11 protein-coding genes, 9 tRNA genes and 1 pseudogene are annotated in these 16309 nt (G+C 43.8%); 17 read left to right on the top strand and 4 right to left on the bottom strand.

The window, feature by feature from the left end; all coding sequences use genetic code 4:
• Positions 1–61: 61 nt before the first annotated feature.
• Positions 62–1006: pseudogene (locus tag F539_RS02625) on the bottom strand (adhesin P1); the annotation flags it as partial.
• Between the two features lie 4 nt (positions 1007–1010).
• Complete coding sequence (locus F539_RS02620; RefSeq protein WP_010874817.1) at positions 1011–1706, bottom strand: potassium channel family protein; 696 nt, start codon at positions 1704–1706, stop codon at positions 1011–1013.
• 34 nt (positions 1707–1740) lie between these two features.
• Here F539_RS02620 and F539_RS02615 point away from each other — a divergent pair, with 34 nt between their 5' ends.
• The 9 genes from F539_RS02615 (at position 1741) to F539_RS02575 (ending at position 7279) form a co-directional block, all read left to right on the top strand.
• Positions 1741–3438 (top strand): potassium transporter TrkG, encoded by a 1698-nt coding sequence (locus F539_RS02615; protein WP_010874816.1) that lies wholly within the window; start codon positions 1741–1743, stop codon positions 3436–3438.
• Between the two features lie 27 nt (positions 3439–3465).
• A tRNA-Asn gene (locus F539_RS02610) sits at positions 3466–3540 on the top strand.
• An 8-nt stretch (positions 3541–3548) separates the two neighbouring features.
• Positions 3549–3625, top strand: a tRNA-Glu gene (locus F539_RS02605).
• Position 3626: 1 nt separating this feature from the next.
• Positions 3627–3701 (top strand) — tRNA-Thr (locus tag F539_RS02600).
• 7 nt (positions 3702–3708) lie between these two features.
• Positions 3709–3784 (top strand) — tRNA-Val (locus tag F539_RS02595).
• A gap of 1 nt (position 3785) precedes the next feature.
• Positions 3786–3861: transfer RNA gene (locus F539_RS02590), tRNA-Thr, on the top strand.
• Positions 3862–3873: 12 nt separating this feature from the next.
• Positions 3874–3949: transfer RNA gene (locus F539_RS02585), tRNA-Lys, on the top strand.
• A gap of 4 nt (positions 3950–3953) precedes the next feature.
• Positions 3954–4038: transfer RNA gene (locus F539_RS02580), tRNA-Leu, on the top strand.
• A 223-nt stretch (positions 4039–4261) separates the two neighbouring features.
• A complete protein-coding gene (locus F539_RS02575; protein ID WP_014574990.1) occupies positions 4262–7279 on the top strand; it encodes an MG321/MPN456 family lipoprotein in 3018 nt (1005 codons plus the stop codon).
• 75 nt (positions 7280–7354) lie between these two features.
• On the opposite strand, the gene F539_RS02570 is transcribed toward F539_RS02575, so the two are convergent.
• Positions 7355–7443: transfer RNA gene (locus F539_RS02570), tRNA-Ser, on the bottom strand.
• A 1-nt stretch (position 7444) separates the two neighbouring features.
• Positions 7445–7535, bottom strand: a tRNA-Ser gene (locus F539_RS02565).
• A gap of 69 nt (positions 7536–7604) precedes the next feature.
• Between F539_RS02565 and F539_RS02560 the strand changes: the two genes are divergently transcribed.
• From F539_RS02560 to F539_RS02525, 8 genes are all read left to right on the top strand, one after another.
• Positions 7605–8468 (top strand): MPN455 family protein, encoded by an 864-nt coding sequence (locus tag F539_RS02560; protein ID WP_010874811.1) that lies wholly within the window; start codon positions 7605–7607, stop codon positions 8466–8468.
• An 88-nt stretch (positions 8469–8556) separates the two neighbouring features.
• Positions 8557–9138, top strand: a complete 582-nt coding sequence (locus tag F539_RS02555; protein ID WP_014325547.1) for an MG319/MPN454 family protein — start codon at positions 8557–8559, stop codon at positions 9136–9138.
• Positions 9139–9158: 20 nt separating this feature from the next.
• Positions 9159–9983 carry an adhesin P30 gene (locus F539_RS02550; protein WP_014325546.1) on the top strand — a complete coding sequence of 275 codons (825 nt, stop codon included), beginning with the start codon at positions 9159–9161 and terminating at the stop codon, positions 9981–9983.
• A 13-nt stretch (positions 9984–9996) separates the two neighbouring features.
• Positions 9997–12015, top strand: coding sequence for a terminal organelle protein HMW3 (gene hmw3 / locus F539_RS02545; RefSeq protein WP_014574989.1), 2019 nt, complete (start codon positions 9997–9999; stop codon positions 12013–12015).
• A gap of 39 nt (positions 12016–12054) precedes the next feature.
• Positions 12055–13164: a ComEC/Rec2 family competence protein gene (locus F539_RS02540; RefSeq protein ID WP_014325544.1), complete on the top strand. Its 1110-nt coding sequence runs from the start codon at positions 12055–12057 to the stop codon at positions 13162–13164.
• A complete protein-coding gene (gene holA, locus F539_RS02535; protein ID WP_015344914.1) occupies positions 13088–13987 on the top strand; it encodes a DNA polymerase III subunit delta in 900 nt (299 codons plus the stop codon). Before F539_RS02540 ends, holA begins: the two co-directional genes overlap by 77 nt.
• Positions 13988–13998: 11 nt before the next feature.
• Positions 13999–15345, top strand: a complete 1347-nt coding sequence (locus F539_RS02530; RefSeq protein WP_053344061.1) for an MPN449 family protein — start codon at positions 13999–14001, stop codon at positions 15343–15345.
• Between the two features lie 50 nt (positions 15346–15395).
• Positions 15396–16253, top strand: coding sequence for an ECF transporter S component (locus F539_RS02525; protein ID WP_014325543.1), 858 nt, complete (start codon positions 15396–15398; stop codon positions 16251–16253).
• Positions 16254–16309: the final 56 nt, after the last annotated feature.

Genomic DNA, 16309 nt, shown 5'->3' with positions numbered 1-16309 from the left:
GGTGAGGTAATTAATCCATAGACCTATTTATTAATTTGTTAGTTAATTAAGACAAACAAATCCCAAACACCAAAAGCGCTTGCCCGAACCAGGTGAGGTTGCCAATGTTGGCGAAGTACGCTTCAAACGGGAGGGCGATGGGGGCAGGGGATTGTTCGCCTTGTTTGCGAAAGCCCTGCTTTTTATTATCGGTGTCATCTGTATCAAACCCGGTTTGGGTATTATCCGCGACCGCTTGGCCCTGGTCAAACCACTCTGGGTGGCGGCGCGGGTTGAAGAACCCGGTGGTTTGGAGCAGGACATCGCGCGCCTTTCAGTCCCACAACCCGTGGTGGTTTCACTTGGGCGTTCTTCAACTGGGCGGATAGTTCGCGGTCATCACCTTGGGATCCAAGTGATCAACGCGATCAATGGCGGTACGATTGCGCGCATAAGGCGCATCGTACAGAATCAGGATCGAGGCGGATCATTTGGGGAGGTCCTTGTGAATTTGCTCGGTCGCAAGCCACGGCGTTCAGGGGGTGGGGGTGCCTGATTGACCAGATTCCGAACTGGAAGGGGCAGTACCAAAATCGTCCGCCTTGAGTTGGACTTGCTGGTTGTTATTGGAGCCCCGTTTAATCGGGGCGTTGGCGAGGTTGTTGGTTTCAAGTTCGATCTGACCATTGTCCTCCGAGTCCGATTTCTTTTTCACCGCCACCTGCAACGCCTTGACTTTGGTGTCCCCTGACGAACCCCCACGTTGGGTGGTGGAGGTGGAAGATGTGGTGGAACTGGAACTCGATTCTTCGCCCTTTAAGCTTTCCGTTGATTGATTCGAACTATCCACGGTTGCATCCTTCACCTTCAAGCCAAACATTGCGCCTGTTTGGTTAGTGCTGTCTGAGCCTGACGAACTCCCTTGGTTAGGGAGCGCTAATCCCCTTTGCAACTGCTCATAGTACACCACGCTGCGCGGCACGAGTAAAACGGCAAACCGATAAGGATTGGAGGGGTCTTGGGTGATCTAATTATTCACTCGCTTTGTACTTATTCTTGTCGTTAGGATTAATGTAGCGCAAATACTGGTTCACGCCACTTAATTGACACACGGCTGTAATTACATCCCCTGGTTGAATCTGGGTATTCGGACCCAAAGGAAAGACGACATCTTTGCCATTCCGCATAATTGAGATGAGGTTAGCATTCGTGTGTTCACGGATGTTAATTTCCCCCAACGTACGATTAAAGAGCTTCTTGTTGTTCACCGGAGCGCGAACAAAGAGGATGTCATTGCCAAGGTTAATAATTTCGGTTTCCATGCCGTGAATTAAACGAATGACAAGGTTCTTGCCGACAATCTTTTCCGGGATCAAAGCTTCCCTAATACCCATAGTACGTAACACCCGGTTATGCACTTCGTTTTTAGCACGGGCAATAATGTTTTTTTGACCCAATTCCCGAAGGTTAGCACAAATCATAATGCTCGCTTCTATGTTAGTTACCCCAACTATGACTGCCGAAAACTCCTCTAGTTGGAGCTCAGCTAACGCCGTTAAGTTACTCCCATCACAACACACTACATGGTCAAATTCCTGGGCAGCAGTATTGGTTTTGTGTTGATCATTATCGATCAAAACCAGGGTAAAGTTGTTCTCTTTTAAAGAATGTGCTACTTGCATCCCAAACCTACCAAGGCCAATAATGCAAAAATCGGCACGTTTCATATGCTGGTAAAATTATATTTATATTGTCATTTACATGACAGCTGCTCATAAACAGAAAGCTAAACTACTCGCTTGGTTAAAACTAATCCTGTGGGGTGACAGTATTTCCCAGCGCATTTTCCACTTTTACATCTATTGCATCCTGTTGGGGGCTGTACTGCTTTTCCTCCCGTTTGCGCTCAAAACCGACTACCAAAAGGTTATTAGCTATGAGGTGGATTTACAGGGTCATACCATCAGTAAACAAACGGCTTCCTATGGCTTTTTGGATGCTTTGTTTTTAGCGGTCAGTGCCTTTAGTGATACGGGGCTCTCTACTACGGTAGTGAGTGAAACCTACAGTGTGTTTGGGCAAACGGTGTTGGCCATTTTACTGCAGTTAGGGGGCATTGGTTTTGTGGTGATTGCTTTCCTTGTTTGAAGACTGTTTAAGTTACACAAGAAGGGCAAGTACAGCTTTTATGAGAAGTTAATGTTGCAATCAGAACGGGGTGGTTCCAAGTTAGGGACCACTAGTGAAATGATTGTGGTGTCGGTGTTATTCCTCTTTATGGTGGAGTTACTGTATGGCTTTCTGTACACCATTTTGTTTTATTTTATCCCCGCGTTTGAGTCTGCTAGTGTTTTTCAAAGTAGTGGTAAGGTGTCCAACCAATTGAAGGCCCTCATAGTCGATTCCACCAAAAGATTACCCGTAGTTCATAACCTTAACTTAGCCTTTCAGTATGGTTTTTTCCACTCCTTGTCAGCGGTTAATAATGCTGGCATTGACCTGTTGGGCGCTAATTCGTTTGCCCCGTATCGCACTAACTGGGGCATCGTGATCCAGTGGTTAGCGATTAGCCAAATTATCTTTGGTGGCATTGGTTATCCGGTGTTATTTGATGCTTATGAAGCGATTAAGAAACGGCGATTGTATGGTAAGTATTACAAACACCAGTTTAGTTTGTTTACGAAGTTAGCGGTACTCACTAACCTGATTGTCACGGCTTGGTGTTTTTTAATGCTGTTAATGGTGGAGTTTATTGTTATAACTAGTTTGACCAATACGATTGCCCATCTCAATGTCGAGAAGGCCTACTTAGTGGAGGGACTGAAAAATAAATCCAATCAAGAACTCCAAAGCTTAATCTTTGGTCCCATACCAGCGGCTAGTCGGGTGATGCAACTGTGGTTTGGGGTGATTTCGTCCCGGTCCGCTGGCTTTAGTGTGTTTCCCTGAAGTGCTGAGTCTGACATCATTAAGGGGATTATGGTGATTGCGATGTTTATCGGGGGCAGTCCGTCTTCTACCGCCGGAGGGATTCGCACTACTACTTTAGCGGTCATCTTTTTGACGTTAAAAGCGAAGTTCCGCGGTCAAAAAGAGGTCAAGGTCTTTAAGCGTAGTATTGACGGGCAAACGGTGATTAATGCCTTCTTGGTAGCCGTCTTTGGCTTAGTGTCCGTGGTTCTTATTGCCATTCTGTTGCCGTTAAGTATGCAACAACCGCTTAGCTTTGTCGACAGCCTGTTTGAAACCACTTCTGCTTTTGGAACTGTCGGACTGTCTAGTGGGGCCACGAAGATCATGGCACTAGAGCCAACACGGAACCTGTTTAACTACTTAACGTTAGGTTTACTAATGATTATGGGGCAGGTCGGGGTGAGCAGTTCGGTACTCACTTTTGTTAAAAAACACCCTCAAGGAAACAGCTTTTCTTATCCGCGGGAAGATGTTAAAGTGGGCTAGAAATTCTAGAATTGTACTTGCATTATTGGCCACATAGCTCAGCGGTAGAGCAACCGGCTGTTAACCGGTTGGTCACAGGTTCGATCCCTGTTGTGGCCGCCAAGAATTTTGGCGCGTTGGTGAAGAGACTTAACACACACGCCTTTCACGCGTGCATTCACGGGTTTGAATCCCGTACGCGTCACCAAGCCGAATTAGCTCAAGGGTAGAGCGATGCACTCGTAATGCATAGGCTACAGGTTCAATTCCTGTATTCGGCACCAAAAGCCTGGATTGTTAGCTCAGCTGGGAGAGCATATGCCTTACAAGCATAGGGTCGGGGGTTCGATCCCCTCACAATCCACCAGGCCGACTTAGCTCAGTTGGTAGAGCAATTGACTTGTAATCAGTAGGTCGTAGGTTCGAATCCTATAGTCGGCACCAGCTTCCCTTAATGCATCTTTAGCTCAGTTGGTAGAGCAAATGACTCTTAATCATTGGGTCGGGGGTTCGAGCCCCTCAAGATGCACCAATATGCACTCGTGGCGGAATGGTAGACGCGCTAGACTTAGGATCTAGTTTCATTGCGGAGTGGGGGTTCAAGTCCCTTCGAGTGCACCAAGTTTTAGCGTTTGCTGAAGCCTTTAAATTAAGAATTAATTTATTGCAACAGCAATTTTTGAAACTTGAGCTTTAATTTCGCAGATTAGCAAGCTCCCAAATTAGAATAAAATCACTTTTAGTAGCTCACAGCTAAGAGTATGTTGCTCATGGTTCAACATGGCTTTCATGCCATGTTTTTCATATAGCAATAAACATCATCAACAACATTTATGAACGATCCATGAAATTTCAGCGAAAATACTGGGGTTTGTTATCAACCTTAGGGGTAAGTTCAGCAGTAGCACTCAGTGCCTGCGCTGCCCAAGCCCGCGATGTGTATGTCACCTCATCCGCATCCGACTTGTTAAAGAACAATTCGGTACCGATGAGTATGTTCAACGTGTCCCCGACCTCTTCCTTTTTTGGCAGCAAGTATGCAGGCCTAACCACTTACATTGCCACTGGTTCCAACAAAGATGATGGTGTCAATGTAACCACTCAAACCCAAGAGAAATTGGTGTTGGAATTGGCTACCTCAGTGAAGGGGTATAAGAAGAAGGATAAAGCTACTTCAAGTCAAAAAACTTCAACTAATTCTTCTTGCACTACCACTTCTAGTGGTACTAGCACTAGTGGTGAAGATGATTGAGAATGCATTGGTGAAATTAAAAGACAAAGTTCAAGTAACGGTCAAAATAATCAACAATCGAAGTCGATTACTGAGGAAGAAAAATTCCAAGAAATTTCGCAAAAGGCCACCCGTTACGAATTCGCCATTGATACTGGTATCAAATGGGTCGACAATAACGGTAAACCGGTAAAGGACGCTAGTGGCAATGATGTCAAACTCTCTTCCAAAGACTTTGAACGCGGTTTTGAGGCTTACATCTTATCATCGGAACTCAGGTTTAACCGCAACGGTTACTTCATTGACTTAATGGGTTTGGATGTGAAAAAGACCGTGGGGATGACCAAGAAGAATGGTACCCAAGTTCAAATGAAGGTTGCTTCATCTGATGAAAAAGATGGTGAAGAAAAAACTGTTAAGATAACGGATGATGCTTACAATCCTGAGGATTATCAAAGCACTGATGACAGCAAATTCAACGTCTACCTCACCTCGCCCTTCCCCTTCTTGTTGAGTATGATGTCTAAGGAATTCTTCTTTCCTATTCCTCATACCCACCCGAAGGTAAAAGCAATTAAGGTAGGTAAGGACTCACCATTGGTCTACAACGAAAAGAATGGGTCGAAAATCTTAGACCAAACCAAAACTAACTTTGATGGTATCTATGGTGGTGGGGTTAACGCATGACGGGATACTTGATCAGTGGGGCCTTACTATGTCGAGAGTTTTAACCAGAGCCAGATTGTCTTTAAGCGTAACAGTGAGTATGATACTCATATAACCCCCAACTTACCAAAAACGCGGGAAGAAAACGAAAAACCCATCCCAACGATGATTAACTACTTCCAACCAGGCGCTACCCCTGAAGTGTTTTACTCCAACTATATCGCTGGAGGATTATCTTCTGCGGAGGTGCCATACTCCCAACAAGAGGATGCTAGGTCACGATTTGCGGGTACGGGGGACTTACGCTGGGTTAAAGTGCAAAAGACCGCGCAAAGTGCCCAGATTACCTATTCATCACGACCTTACGTAGTGGAAGGTGAAACCGTTAAAACTAACTCCAACATTACCGAAACCGAGGCTAAATTCTTGTACAACAGTGAGTCAGAAGAAGCGTTAACGATTCGCGCTGGCATTAACGGTTTAATTAACTGACAAAACCTAGCGATTATCCTGTTGCCAAACTCCGGTGACCTGAACTATTCGATCGTACCTTTTGGCATCTTTAAGGAAAAGGGTAAAAATGGTGCAAGTGTTCAACAAAAAGCTGTCTCAACTACCGAAGGTTCAGATCTGATGAACGATTACTACTATAAGATCGAGAAGGAACAGCGCCTGGGCTTGATTCCACAGCGTGAAGGTAACTACGAAAAGAATAAAAACGTTTTGGAGAGTGCGACTGTTAAGATTAATTATTATAGCAGTAAAGCAACAAGTGGTCAGGCTGGAGCAGCTGCCTCTGCAGCGTTTGCTAAGAACAACAACACATCAGACAACACACAACAAAACCAAACCTCTTCAGTAGAAGCTAAGAGTGTAAACGTAACAAAGCACAGCTTTGTTCAAGTTTTAAAGAAGGTTGGTTTCTCTGGTAGCAATCCCCTCCACTTCAACATGAAGTTAGGGAACTCTTCGCTGTCCGCTAACGGGGTGGATTACTACAACGCCGTGAAGCAAGCCCTCACTGAATTGGGTACTGCTGACAACGGAGAAAAACTAATAGTACCAGAAATTATCTTAGGTGATGCCCAAGGACCAACTCGAAATGAGTGGTACATTGGGTTGTCCTCGGTGTTAGGTTTTAGTTCCTGAAGCCCTGACTATGATGGTGTGGGTACCTGATTGGACGCAGCCACCCAATTGAACGATCAAGGTGGCGGTGATGTTATTACCTACTCCTCGGGCGCTCACATTGTACGTACGTTGTTGTTAGCTGCGAGTCAAAAAGATGTACATAGTAAATTCACACAAAAAATAGATCAACAAAATACAGCTTCAACCACATCTGATGTGACTGTTAAGAAAGCAGATTCATCTCAAGATAGCAGCAAGAGTAATACTGAAGAAGAAAAGTGGGATGACGTAACTTCCGCTGACCTCTTCAAAGATGACCCTTACGTACTAAAGAACTTTGGTGATGCTAAAGCACAAGCTGCACAAAGAAGCACCGGTTCTACAACTAGTGGTAACGGCACTCAAGCATCTTTAGAGTTCACCAAAAAGGCTTTAAGCTTGCTCAAATTCTTAGTGGATAATGGCATTCTAGACAAAGAAAAAGTAAAGGAAGCTATCAAAGATCCAAATAAGTACCTTGGAAAGCGTGACAAGATAGAGAACGGTACAAATAAACCAAGTAAAAACGAAGATTTCATTGGTTACGAGTTGAAAGATATCTATAAGAACGCCGCCCAGCTCAACCGCTTTAACAGTATTTGAGCGGAAAAAGACACCGATAACGCTAAGTTCTTAATTACCGTAGTCGACTCTTACTTCCCGGTTTTACCCGTACCAGCAGCTGGGTTGAACGAAACATCACCAACGCTGCTCAAACCATGGTTCCAATTCCGCAGTGCGCCATCGGGTAACGGTACCATCCGTGACTATGGTTTTATTCCCGAAAATAAATAGTTGTCAGTATTAGGAAACACTAAAAAAAGCACATCCCCAAAAGGTGTGCTTTTTTAATTGATACAGTTAATATTTTGGCGGAGACTGTGGGATTCGAACCCACGCATGCAAAAACACCTAACGCTTTTCGAGAGCGCCCCCTTAAACCACTTGGGTAAGTCTCCGTGGCGGATACTGAGGGATTCGAACCCTCGCATGGTGTTACCCATCTATAAGCTTTCCAAGCCTACCCCTTCAGCCACTTGGGTAAGTATCCCCTTTCTATAATTTTGCATTTATTAGCAATTAAGCGCTTACAAATTAAAATTGACCCAGTTGACTTATCATGATCAATCAAGCTAATAATCAGGTCAATTTTTCCGAGCAACAGTTTGTCCATCACAAGCGGTTCTCGGTCATTCGCTTGACCTTTTCTGTTGCCGCGATTGGCATTCTGTTTATCTTCTTAATTGGTTTTGGGGTACAACAGCTGTTAACCAACACTACTAGCCTTGGCACACTGGCTAGTGATATAAGAACGTTGGGTACGATTGCTTTTGTTGCTAGTTTGGTTTCCTTAATCCTTTACTTTGTCACGGCTTTTAAACTAAGGAACCGTAACACGACCTTAGCGTGGTTCTGGGGCTTAATTATTGCCGATGTGATTAGTTATGGGATTACATTAGGAGTATTGTTAACATTAGCCACCACACAATTACGTGAATTGATTGACTTTAAGTTTAGTGACATTGTCTTTGCCTTTTTAGGGGCAGCATTAGTGTATGGGACGGTATGGGGCTTGAGTGCATTACCGAGCCAGCAACGCCGTTACCAACAAACCCAAACGCTGTTTCGTATCTTTATTTGAGCCTTCTTTATTAGCATAATTGCGAGCTTATTGACTTTTGTGTTGAACTTTACGGTGTTCCGCGGTGGTCGCACTAATATCTTGGATTTACTGTTCCCCGGACTTTCGTTAATAGTTGGTGGGATCTTTTCCTTGTTATCGGTTTACTTTGTTTGTCTACAAATTCGCAACGAACAGGACTTGGTGAAACTGTATGAAAGTCAAGACCCAGCTTTAGCCAAAGCACAAATGTGGCGTAGTGCGCTCTTTTTTGGCGCTTGGTTGGTAAGTAGCTTCATGAACTTGGTCTACTTTATCCTGCGCATTATTTTGTTAACGCGTAATTTAAGCAGAGCTTTTTAAAGCTCTTAATTAAGGAAGTTAAGCTGTAAGTGGGGAATTAAAGCTTTGAAAAGTTAAAATTTTCCCAATATTTAACTCTTCTCTAGCAATGGGTTTCTTCAAATTGCTCTTTAAGCTAGCCTTCTTAGCGGTACTGACGGTAGCAATTGCTTACCTCTTTTTAGCAATCTTTTACTTTGGTACTGTTAGCCCATCCTTTAAACTAGCACAACCAATGGATGTGTTTAACCGTTTTTTCTCTAAGGAAGCGCTTGACACGGTTACTACTAGTGGTGTAGGCGCTACGGTAACTGCACCTAAAGCAGCTGCAGCATCACAGTCCCACGCCTTGATACTAGCAGCAGAACAAGTAGCTAATAATGCTAACAAGCTAGATCCCCGCTTTCCGATTGATGGTAGTTTGTTTAGCCAAATCCCAGGGTATGTCGACTTTTTAAAGAAACCCAATATCCCCGCCTTTTTAGAAAAGGTTGGTCCCTACCTTACTAAGTACATTATTCCGTTGGGCATGGCCTTAGTTTCAGGGCTTATAGGTGCCTTAATTATTAACTTTATCCTGTCCAAGATTACCCGTGCCATCATCAAAAAGCGCCGTAAAGCAAAACGGGCACAACAAAGTCGTGATGATGATTACTACTATGATGAAGCACCCCGTCGCCGCCGTCGTTAGTGTCTCCCTTTAATTAGTGCATGAAGTTACCACCTCGAAGAAAGCTTAAACTGTTTTTATTAGCCTGAATGCTAGTGCTGTTCAGCGCTTTAATAGTGCTTGCAACCTTAATTTTGGTACAGCACAACAATACCGAACTGACAGAAGTTAAGAGTGAATTGAGTCCCCTTAACGTTGTTTTACACGCAGAAGAGGATACAGTACAAATTCAGGGCAAGCCGATTACTGAGCAAGCATGGTTTATTCCTACAGTTGCTGGTTGCTTTGGTTTTAGTGCCCTAGCCATCATCTTGGGCCTTGCTATAGGACTGCCAATTGTGAAGCGCAAGGAAAAACGCTTATTGGAGGAAAAGGAACGCCAAGAACAGTTAGCGGAACAGCTACAACGCATTTCTGCCCAACAAGAAGAGCAACAAGCGTTAGAACAACAAGCAGCTGCTGAAGCCCATGCTGAAGCGGAAGTTGAACCAGCACCACAACCAGTACCAGTACCACCTCAACCCCAAGTCCAAATTAACTTCGGTCCCCGTACTGGTTTCCCACCTCAACCCGGTATGGCGCCTCGTCCAGGTATGCCGCCACACCCCGGTATGGCTCCAAGATCTGGTTTCCCACCTCAACCCGGTATGGCGCCTCGTCCAGGTATGCCGCCACACCCCGGTATGGCTCCAAGACCTGGTTTCCCACCTCAACCCGGTATGGCGCCTCGTCCAGGTATGCCGCCACACCCCGGTATGGCTCCAAGACCTGGTTTCCCACCTCAACCCGGTATGGCGCCTCGTCCCGGAATGCAACCACCACGTCCTGGCATGCCACCCCAACCCGGTTTTCCACCAAAACGCTAATTAGTGCTTCAAGATGACAGATAAAGAAAGAGCAAAGCTAGCGAAAGCGTATGGTAAGCTAGCACAAAAGATCCAAAAGAGCTATCCCGACATTAATGTGGTTTATGGTCGTGATGCTAAAAATAAGCTTCACGCCCTGTACCAGGATCCTGAAACCGGGAACATCTTTTCTTTGGAAAAAAGAAAACAGCTCCCAGCGGATTATCCTCTGTTCGAATTGGACAGTGATGAACCAATTAGCTTTGCCCCCAAGATTATTCCACTCACTGCCTTTGATGGCAACAACAATGAGGTAATAGTCCAATACGACCAGGTCAACAATACCTTTTACGACCAAGATGGCAATGTTTTGGATGTGAGTGGTTACCGTGATGGGGAAAACATTCCCCTAGTGGACTATTTAAACTATGGTGGTAGTACCGCAAGTGCAGATACCACTACAAGCGAACCATTGAGTGGTGAGGGCTATCCGGACATTGATGCTGGTTTACCAGTTGTGGATCCCGATGCTACACCCGAACAGCAAGCTGATCAACTGTTCGGACTCGATCCACTACCTCAAGCACCAGACGAATATCAGGATACTACAGCACCACCAGTTTATGATCAGACCTTTGATCAAGCAACATACGACCAGCAAGCGTATGACCAAAACTATGATCCGAACGCTTACTATGACCAGCAAGCTTACGATCAGTCCTTTGATCAACAAGCGTATGATCAAGCCTATGATGCTAATGCTTACAATACACAGAACTATGATCAAGCTCACGATCCGAACGCTTACTATGATTCCCAAGCTTACAGCGATCCTGATCAAGCTAGTGCTGTAGCACCAATAGAGGTAGCACCACTCCAACCAGAACCAGTTGCACCAGTAGTGGAGCCAACTGCTGTTCCTATTGTTGAATCTGCTCCAATAGTAGAGGTTACTCCAACAGTAGAACCTACCCCAACACCAGTGGTAGAGACCGCACCAGTAGTGGAAGCTCCTAAGGTAGTGGAACCTACCCCAACACCAGTGGTAGAAGCTACTCCTGCCCCTAAAGTAGAGCCTAAGGTAGTGGAACAACCACAACCAACACCTGTAACTGTTGAGGTTGACTCACCTAAAGTTGAAATACCGAAGGTAGTAACAGCAAAAGTTGCACTCCAAGTGGCCCAACCAACCCCTGTTCCAGCTGTACCTAAAGTAGCACCACAACCAACCCCTGCTCCAGTAGTTGTCCAACCAACTGCTGTAGTTCAACCAGTTGTTAAGGCAGAACCGAAGGTAGTAACACCAACGCCAGCACCACAGGTAGTAGTTACTCCTCAAGTAGCTACACCTAAAGTGACACCTAAGGTAGTCCAAACAACTCCTGCGGTTCCACCAGTTGTAGTTCAACCAGAAGTGGTAGTCCAACCAATTATCCGTCCAACACAACCCGAACCGGAATGAAAACCATCCCCTGCATCGGTAGTGGAACCACAACCGTGTCAGTCAACTTGTGTTAATAATGAAAGTGGTGCAATTACCATTCACACCACCAACCGTTCCTTATTGTTGGAAAAGCTAGCGAGTTTGGGTCACCTCCACGATGCTTCTACCCGTACGCCTTTACCGCACGAGCGCTACCAGTTAGCTCCACCGAGTGAATATGTGGCTACCAAGTACAACGAACCGCTGTTTAACCTTCCAGCAATCCGCAACAGTTGAGCACGTTTTACACGGCCAACAGTAGAGTCAACACCAATTGCCAGTCGGTTTACTGGTGTTACACCGATGGCTGTAAACTACCGCAACCCAGCGAGTTTGAACTTCGACAGCCTTAACAGCTTTGGCGCTTACCGCAGTCCAAGTAGCTTTTACCCACTTAGAAGACCATTGGAATTGTCGAGCTTAAGGCGTAACCGCAGTTCCTTTTTCAACACGCACCGCTTTGATTTAGGGAGCAATTACACCAGTTTCACCCCGCGTTACCGCTCACCGTTACGTGGTGGTTTGTCTCAACGCTTTCCGCTCCGTTCCAGCTGGAGTAAAGAGTTTTAATTGGCATTTCTAAACTAATTAACCAATTAATAAAACAGCATGAAGTGAAAGCTGTTTTATTTTTTTACGTTACTCACCTTTACCCCTGCTTACTTCTTTATCGAACAAAATCAGTGGGTAATTTTAGCGAGTTTTTTGGTGATAGTTAACCTAATTAGTTTAACGGTACACTGGAAGTTTGGCTTACTGTTAATCAGTTGTAGTGCCGCTTTACTAGCATACTGTCAGTTAATGCCAGAGTTTCAACTAGCCAAACTAATGAAAGCGAACTGACTTCGCACCCCTTTTATTAGTTGACTAGATCAACACACTAGTGGTGTTTTTAATCAGTACTTAAAGCTGTTTTTAATTAACGAAACAACAAAAAACACACTGTATCAGAGTGCCATTCAGCTCAATATTGTCCACCTGTTTGTGATTAGTGGTTTTCACCTTAGTTTTTTGTTTGGTGTCATGGAGCGCTGGTTGTACAAGCGCTTTTACATCAATAAAATAACGGGTTTTGTAATGCTGTTGCTGTACCTCTTTTTGGTCGGATTTGCCTTTTCAGCTTTACGGGTTTTTGTCTCAAAGCTGTTACGGCAAATGTTTCCCAAGCAACTACCCGAAAATAATTTGGGCTTAACGGCGCTGTTAATCATCTTAATGAGTCCGGGAGCGTTACACAACTTTGGCTTTAACTTTTCCTTTTTAGCGTGCTTTGTGTTGTTTGCCATTAATAAGGTGAAGCTGTGAAAGCCACTGCAAGCGGTGTTAACTTCCACCTTAATCCTCATTGTGGTCAGTCCGATTACTTTGCACTTAAATCGAAAATTAAACGCTTTAAGTGTGTTTCATAACCTCTTGTTTACTCCCATAGCCTTGTTTTACTTCTGTGCTAGCTGACTGTTGTTACCGCTAATTCCATGAATGGGCAACAGTTTGGTCGGTTTTTACTGACCACTTCCCTGGTTGAGTCAGTGAGCCTTAAACACGACCGTATTTTTAAATCTACCCAAACCTAACTGGGTGTTTTACCTGGTTTATTATGGGCTGTGGGGCTTGTTGTATACTGTGGGTACAGTCTTTTACTATGACCGTAGTTTATGGCGCCGATATTGGGTTAATTCACCAGCAGTTAAACCAACTGCTCAACCCAGCCGCTTGTAAACAGGTCTGGTTTCAAGATGTTAATAAGCTGTATGATGTGGTGTTAAACCAGAATCTGTTTGCTGAGGACACTAAACCGATCCTCATTCACAACTGCAGTTTTTTGGAAAAGAACAACTTAACTAAGGCTGAATTACACTGCTTAAAAACACTTAAAGATACTGATGTGGTGGTCACCATTTACAGCGACAGTCCCGCTAATGCCCTCATTAATGACCGGGCAATTACCAAGTATGCTTGTAAACCAGTCACAGCTAAAACCATCCACCAGGTGATCAGTAAGGCCGCTAAGACACTCAAACTCAACTTAAACCCTGATTTAATTGACCACTTAGCCACGATTCTACCCTTTAACTTAGGGGTCATTGAACAGGAGTTGCGTAAGTTAACTCTACTCAGCCCGGCAGAATTACAGGACAAAAAAATGTTAGAAGCCGTTTTGTGTGATTACCAAACCAGTCAAATCTTACAATTAACTGACGCCATGGTGCGTTTGCAAACAGCTAAAGCCTTAAAGTTGATTGAACGCTTGTTTTTACCAAAGCAGCTCACACCACCGCAATTCCTAGAATTTTTAGCAAATGAACTACTTTTGGCCTTGATGGTCAAAGGCGTTAAACCACAAGCTGTTTTCCAACTACAGTGAAATGTCAATCCCTTTCGTTTAAAGGCGATTCAAAGCCAGTACCGCTTTTGATCCACCAACCAATTAACGGCCTTAATTAATGCGATTTGGCAGCTGGATATTAAAATTAAGCGCAATGATGGCTTAGCAATCCATTTGCTAAAGCACTTCGTGTTGCGATTCTTTGCGCAAAAGTAAACTATACCAAGATGACTTTTAGCGATCTTTTAACCAAGTTACAAGACAATTTAGACATTGTTTTTAATGCCAATGCCCTCAAAGAGCGGATCCAAAGCGACCCGGCGTTTGCTAAAACAATTCGCGAACAGTTAAAGCTGTTGTACTTTTTAGAGCAAAAGCAAGCTAAGGCTAAAACCAAGAAAAAGGACTTTCAACCTGTTTTTCAAAACTTAGAAGCGCGCTTTGTTAGTTTAGGGCAAACCAAACTAGCGAACACCGAACTTAACCTCAAACTTGATTTAACTGATGCCACGGACTTGGCTAACTATTTACCAATTGCCGTGTGCAATCTCTTTAACCGTGATTTAAATAGCTTTAGTAAGTTAAGTAGCGTTCAACCAACAGCTGTTGAAAAAACAACCAATGGAGCTAATAAACCGACGGTTACAATTGATTTAAACCAACCACGGATACATACAACTGGTACTGTAAGCCCAGAGTTGGAAAACTTTGTCAACGAATCACTCGAAGCACGTGCACGCCAACGTGCCTTTATGCGGGTCACCTCGGAACGGATGGTAGGCAAAATCTTTGAATTCCAGTTTAAAAGCCAGTGAATTAAGTGAGCCCAGTTAGCAATCTTTATCTCCATGTTGTTAATTGAAGCGGCCGCCATTGCTTACCTCGTGGTGGTAAACCTCTTGTTTTACAGGTATGTAAACCCTGACAGTAACCTAACTAAAGCGGTTACTGGTCAGAATAATACCGACAGGCCAGCGTTAGTTGATTTAAACGGTGGCATTAACCTCTTTTTCCCTGTTAGTGCTTCTACTTTAATTACCTTGATCTTCTTGGGTTTTGGTAGTACTTCCTTCCTTTTAGCCTTTCAAGGTAAGCCCTACAGTTTTGCTACTAGAAGTCAAACCTTTAAGGCAATGCACTTTCTCAAGCACCAGTTTGGGGTAACTGATTTTCCCAGGATCAATGACAACTACCGGTATAAGGTCAGAATTAAGTGGATCTTCTGGACAATCTTCTTGTTTGTGGCACTCAATGCCCTACCTGGGGGTAACATTATTACAGGTGGTATTTTAAACCCCTCTTTTCTGTTAAATGCCTTAAGGTCTAATGAATTAAAAATTAACAGTGAGACCTTTAAAACTATCTTTGTTGGTTTTTCCATATTTTACCTAGCGAGCATTATTCCCTTTGCCCTCATTAGTATTATTGCCTTTGTTTTGAGTCCTAAACCAAGTTCGGATCAAACAAACGAAGTGTTGAACCGTTACGTGCAAGAGGAAATGCAACAGCCATTTAAAACGGATTGTGATCCTAACAACGACAATGATTTAACACCCCCAGCTGTTTTTGGGTAATCTAGACCTTCAAACTATTAAAAACTAAGTACCACGCCTTCTTTATCTTTTTGTTTCCGTATTACCCCCTAAAGGTAACGCGGAACTTACAATTGTTAGTATGAGCGGCGGTGTTAATGGCACTAAGCTTTATCTTTAATATTTTTTCCATTAATGTCACTAGTGTGCTCAAGGTGAGTTTCACAAGAATTCCCTTTGCCTTAATTGGTTGGATGTTTGGACCGGTGTGGGGCTTTACCTTTGGCGCCATTGCCGACACGATGGACTGGCTTACTAGGGGCTATACCTGGTTTTGGTTGTTTGCGATTCAAAAACCCATGTTCTGCTTTTTAGCGGGGCTGGTTAAGGGCGTTTATCAGGTACGCCAAAGTAGTACTAACTGAAAAATTGACTTTTGGATCTTACAAAGCATTCTGATTGGTTTCTTTGTCTTGACCCTAGTCTTATTATTAATGTACCTGACTGATGGCAATTTTCAAGCTGCTGGTAACCAGAGCTTTGGCCGGGGCTTTGATGTCAATGTCCACATCCTACAAGGCATTACGATGGCAGCCTTTATTAGCTTTTTTGTGGGGTTAGAAATCTTTTTGGGTTGAAAGTACACTAAGGTCAAAAAACCGAAAGAGATGATCTTAAACCTCTACATCTTAATGATGGCCTTACTAATGACCTTAGTGGTATCATTGTTAATTGGCACTATAGCCTCGATTGAATACCTCGTCTTTTTAAGTGGTAAACCAAGTAAGAACTTCGTTAAGTATGGTAGCTATTTCTTTTTAATGCCAAGGGTCTTGGTACAAGCGTTGTTAATGCCCTTGTACTTGGCCTTGTTTAAGCCCTTAATTAGGATTGCTGAAAATAATTTAAGAAATTATTTAAGGGTATACAACCTCTCATGGAAAAGATAAGGCCTTAAAGAAAGTTTTATAATCAAAGTTAACCATGCTTACACTTTTGTAAGCTC

Source organism: Mycoplasmoides pneumoniae FH, from assembly GCF_001272835.1.
GTDB lineage: Bacteria > Bacillota_I > Bacilli_A > Mycoplasmatales > Mycoplasmoidaceae > Mycoplasmoides > Mycoplasmoides pneumoniae.
The sequence above is the reverse complement of the archived record's forward strand: the minus strand, read 5'-3'. Positions and strand labels throughout refer to the sequence as shown.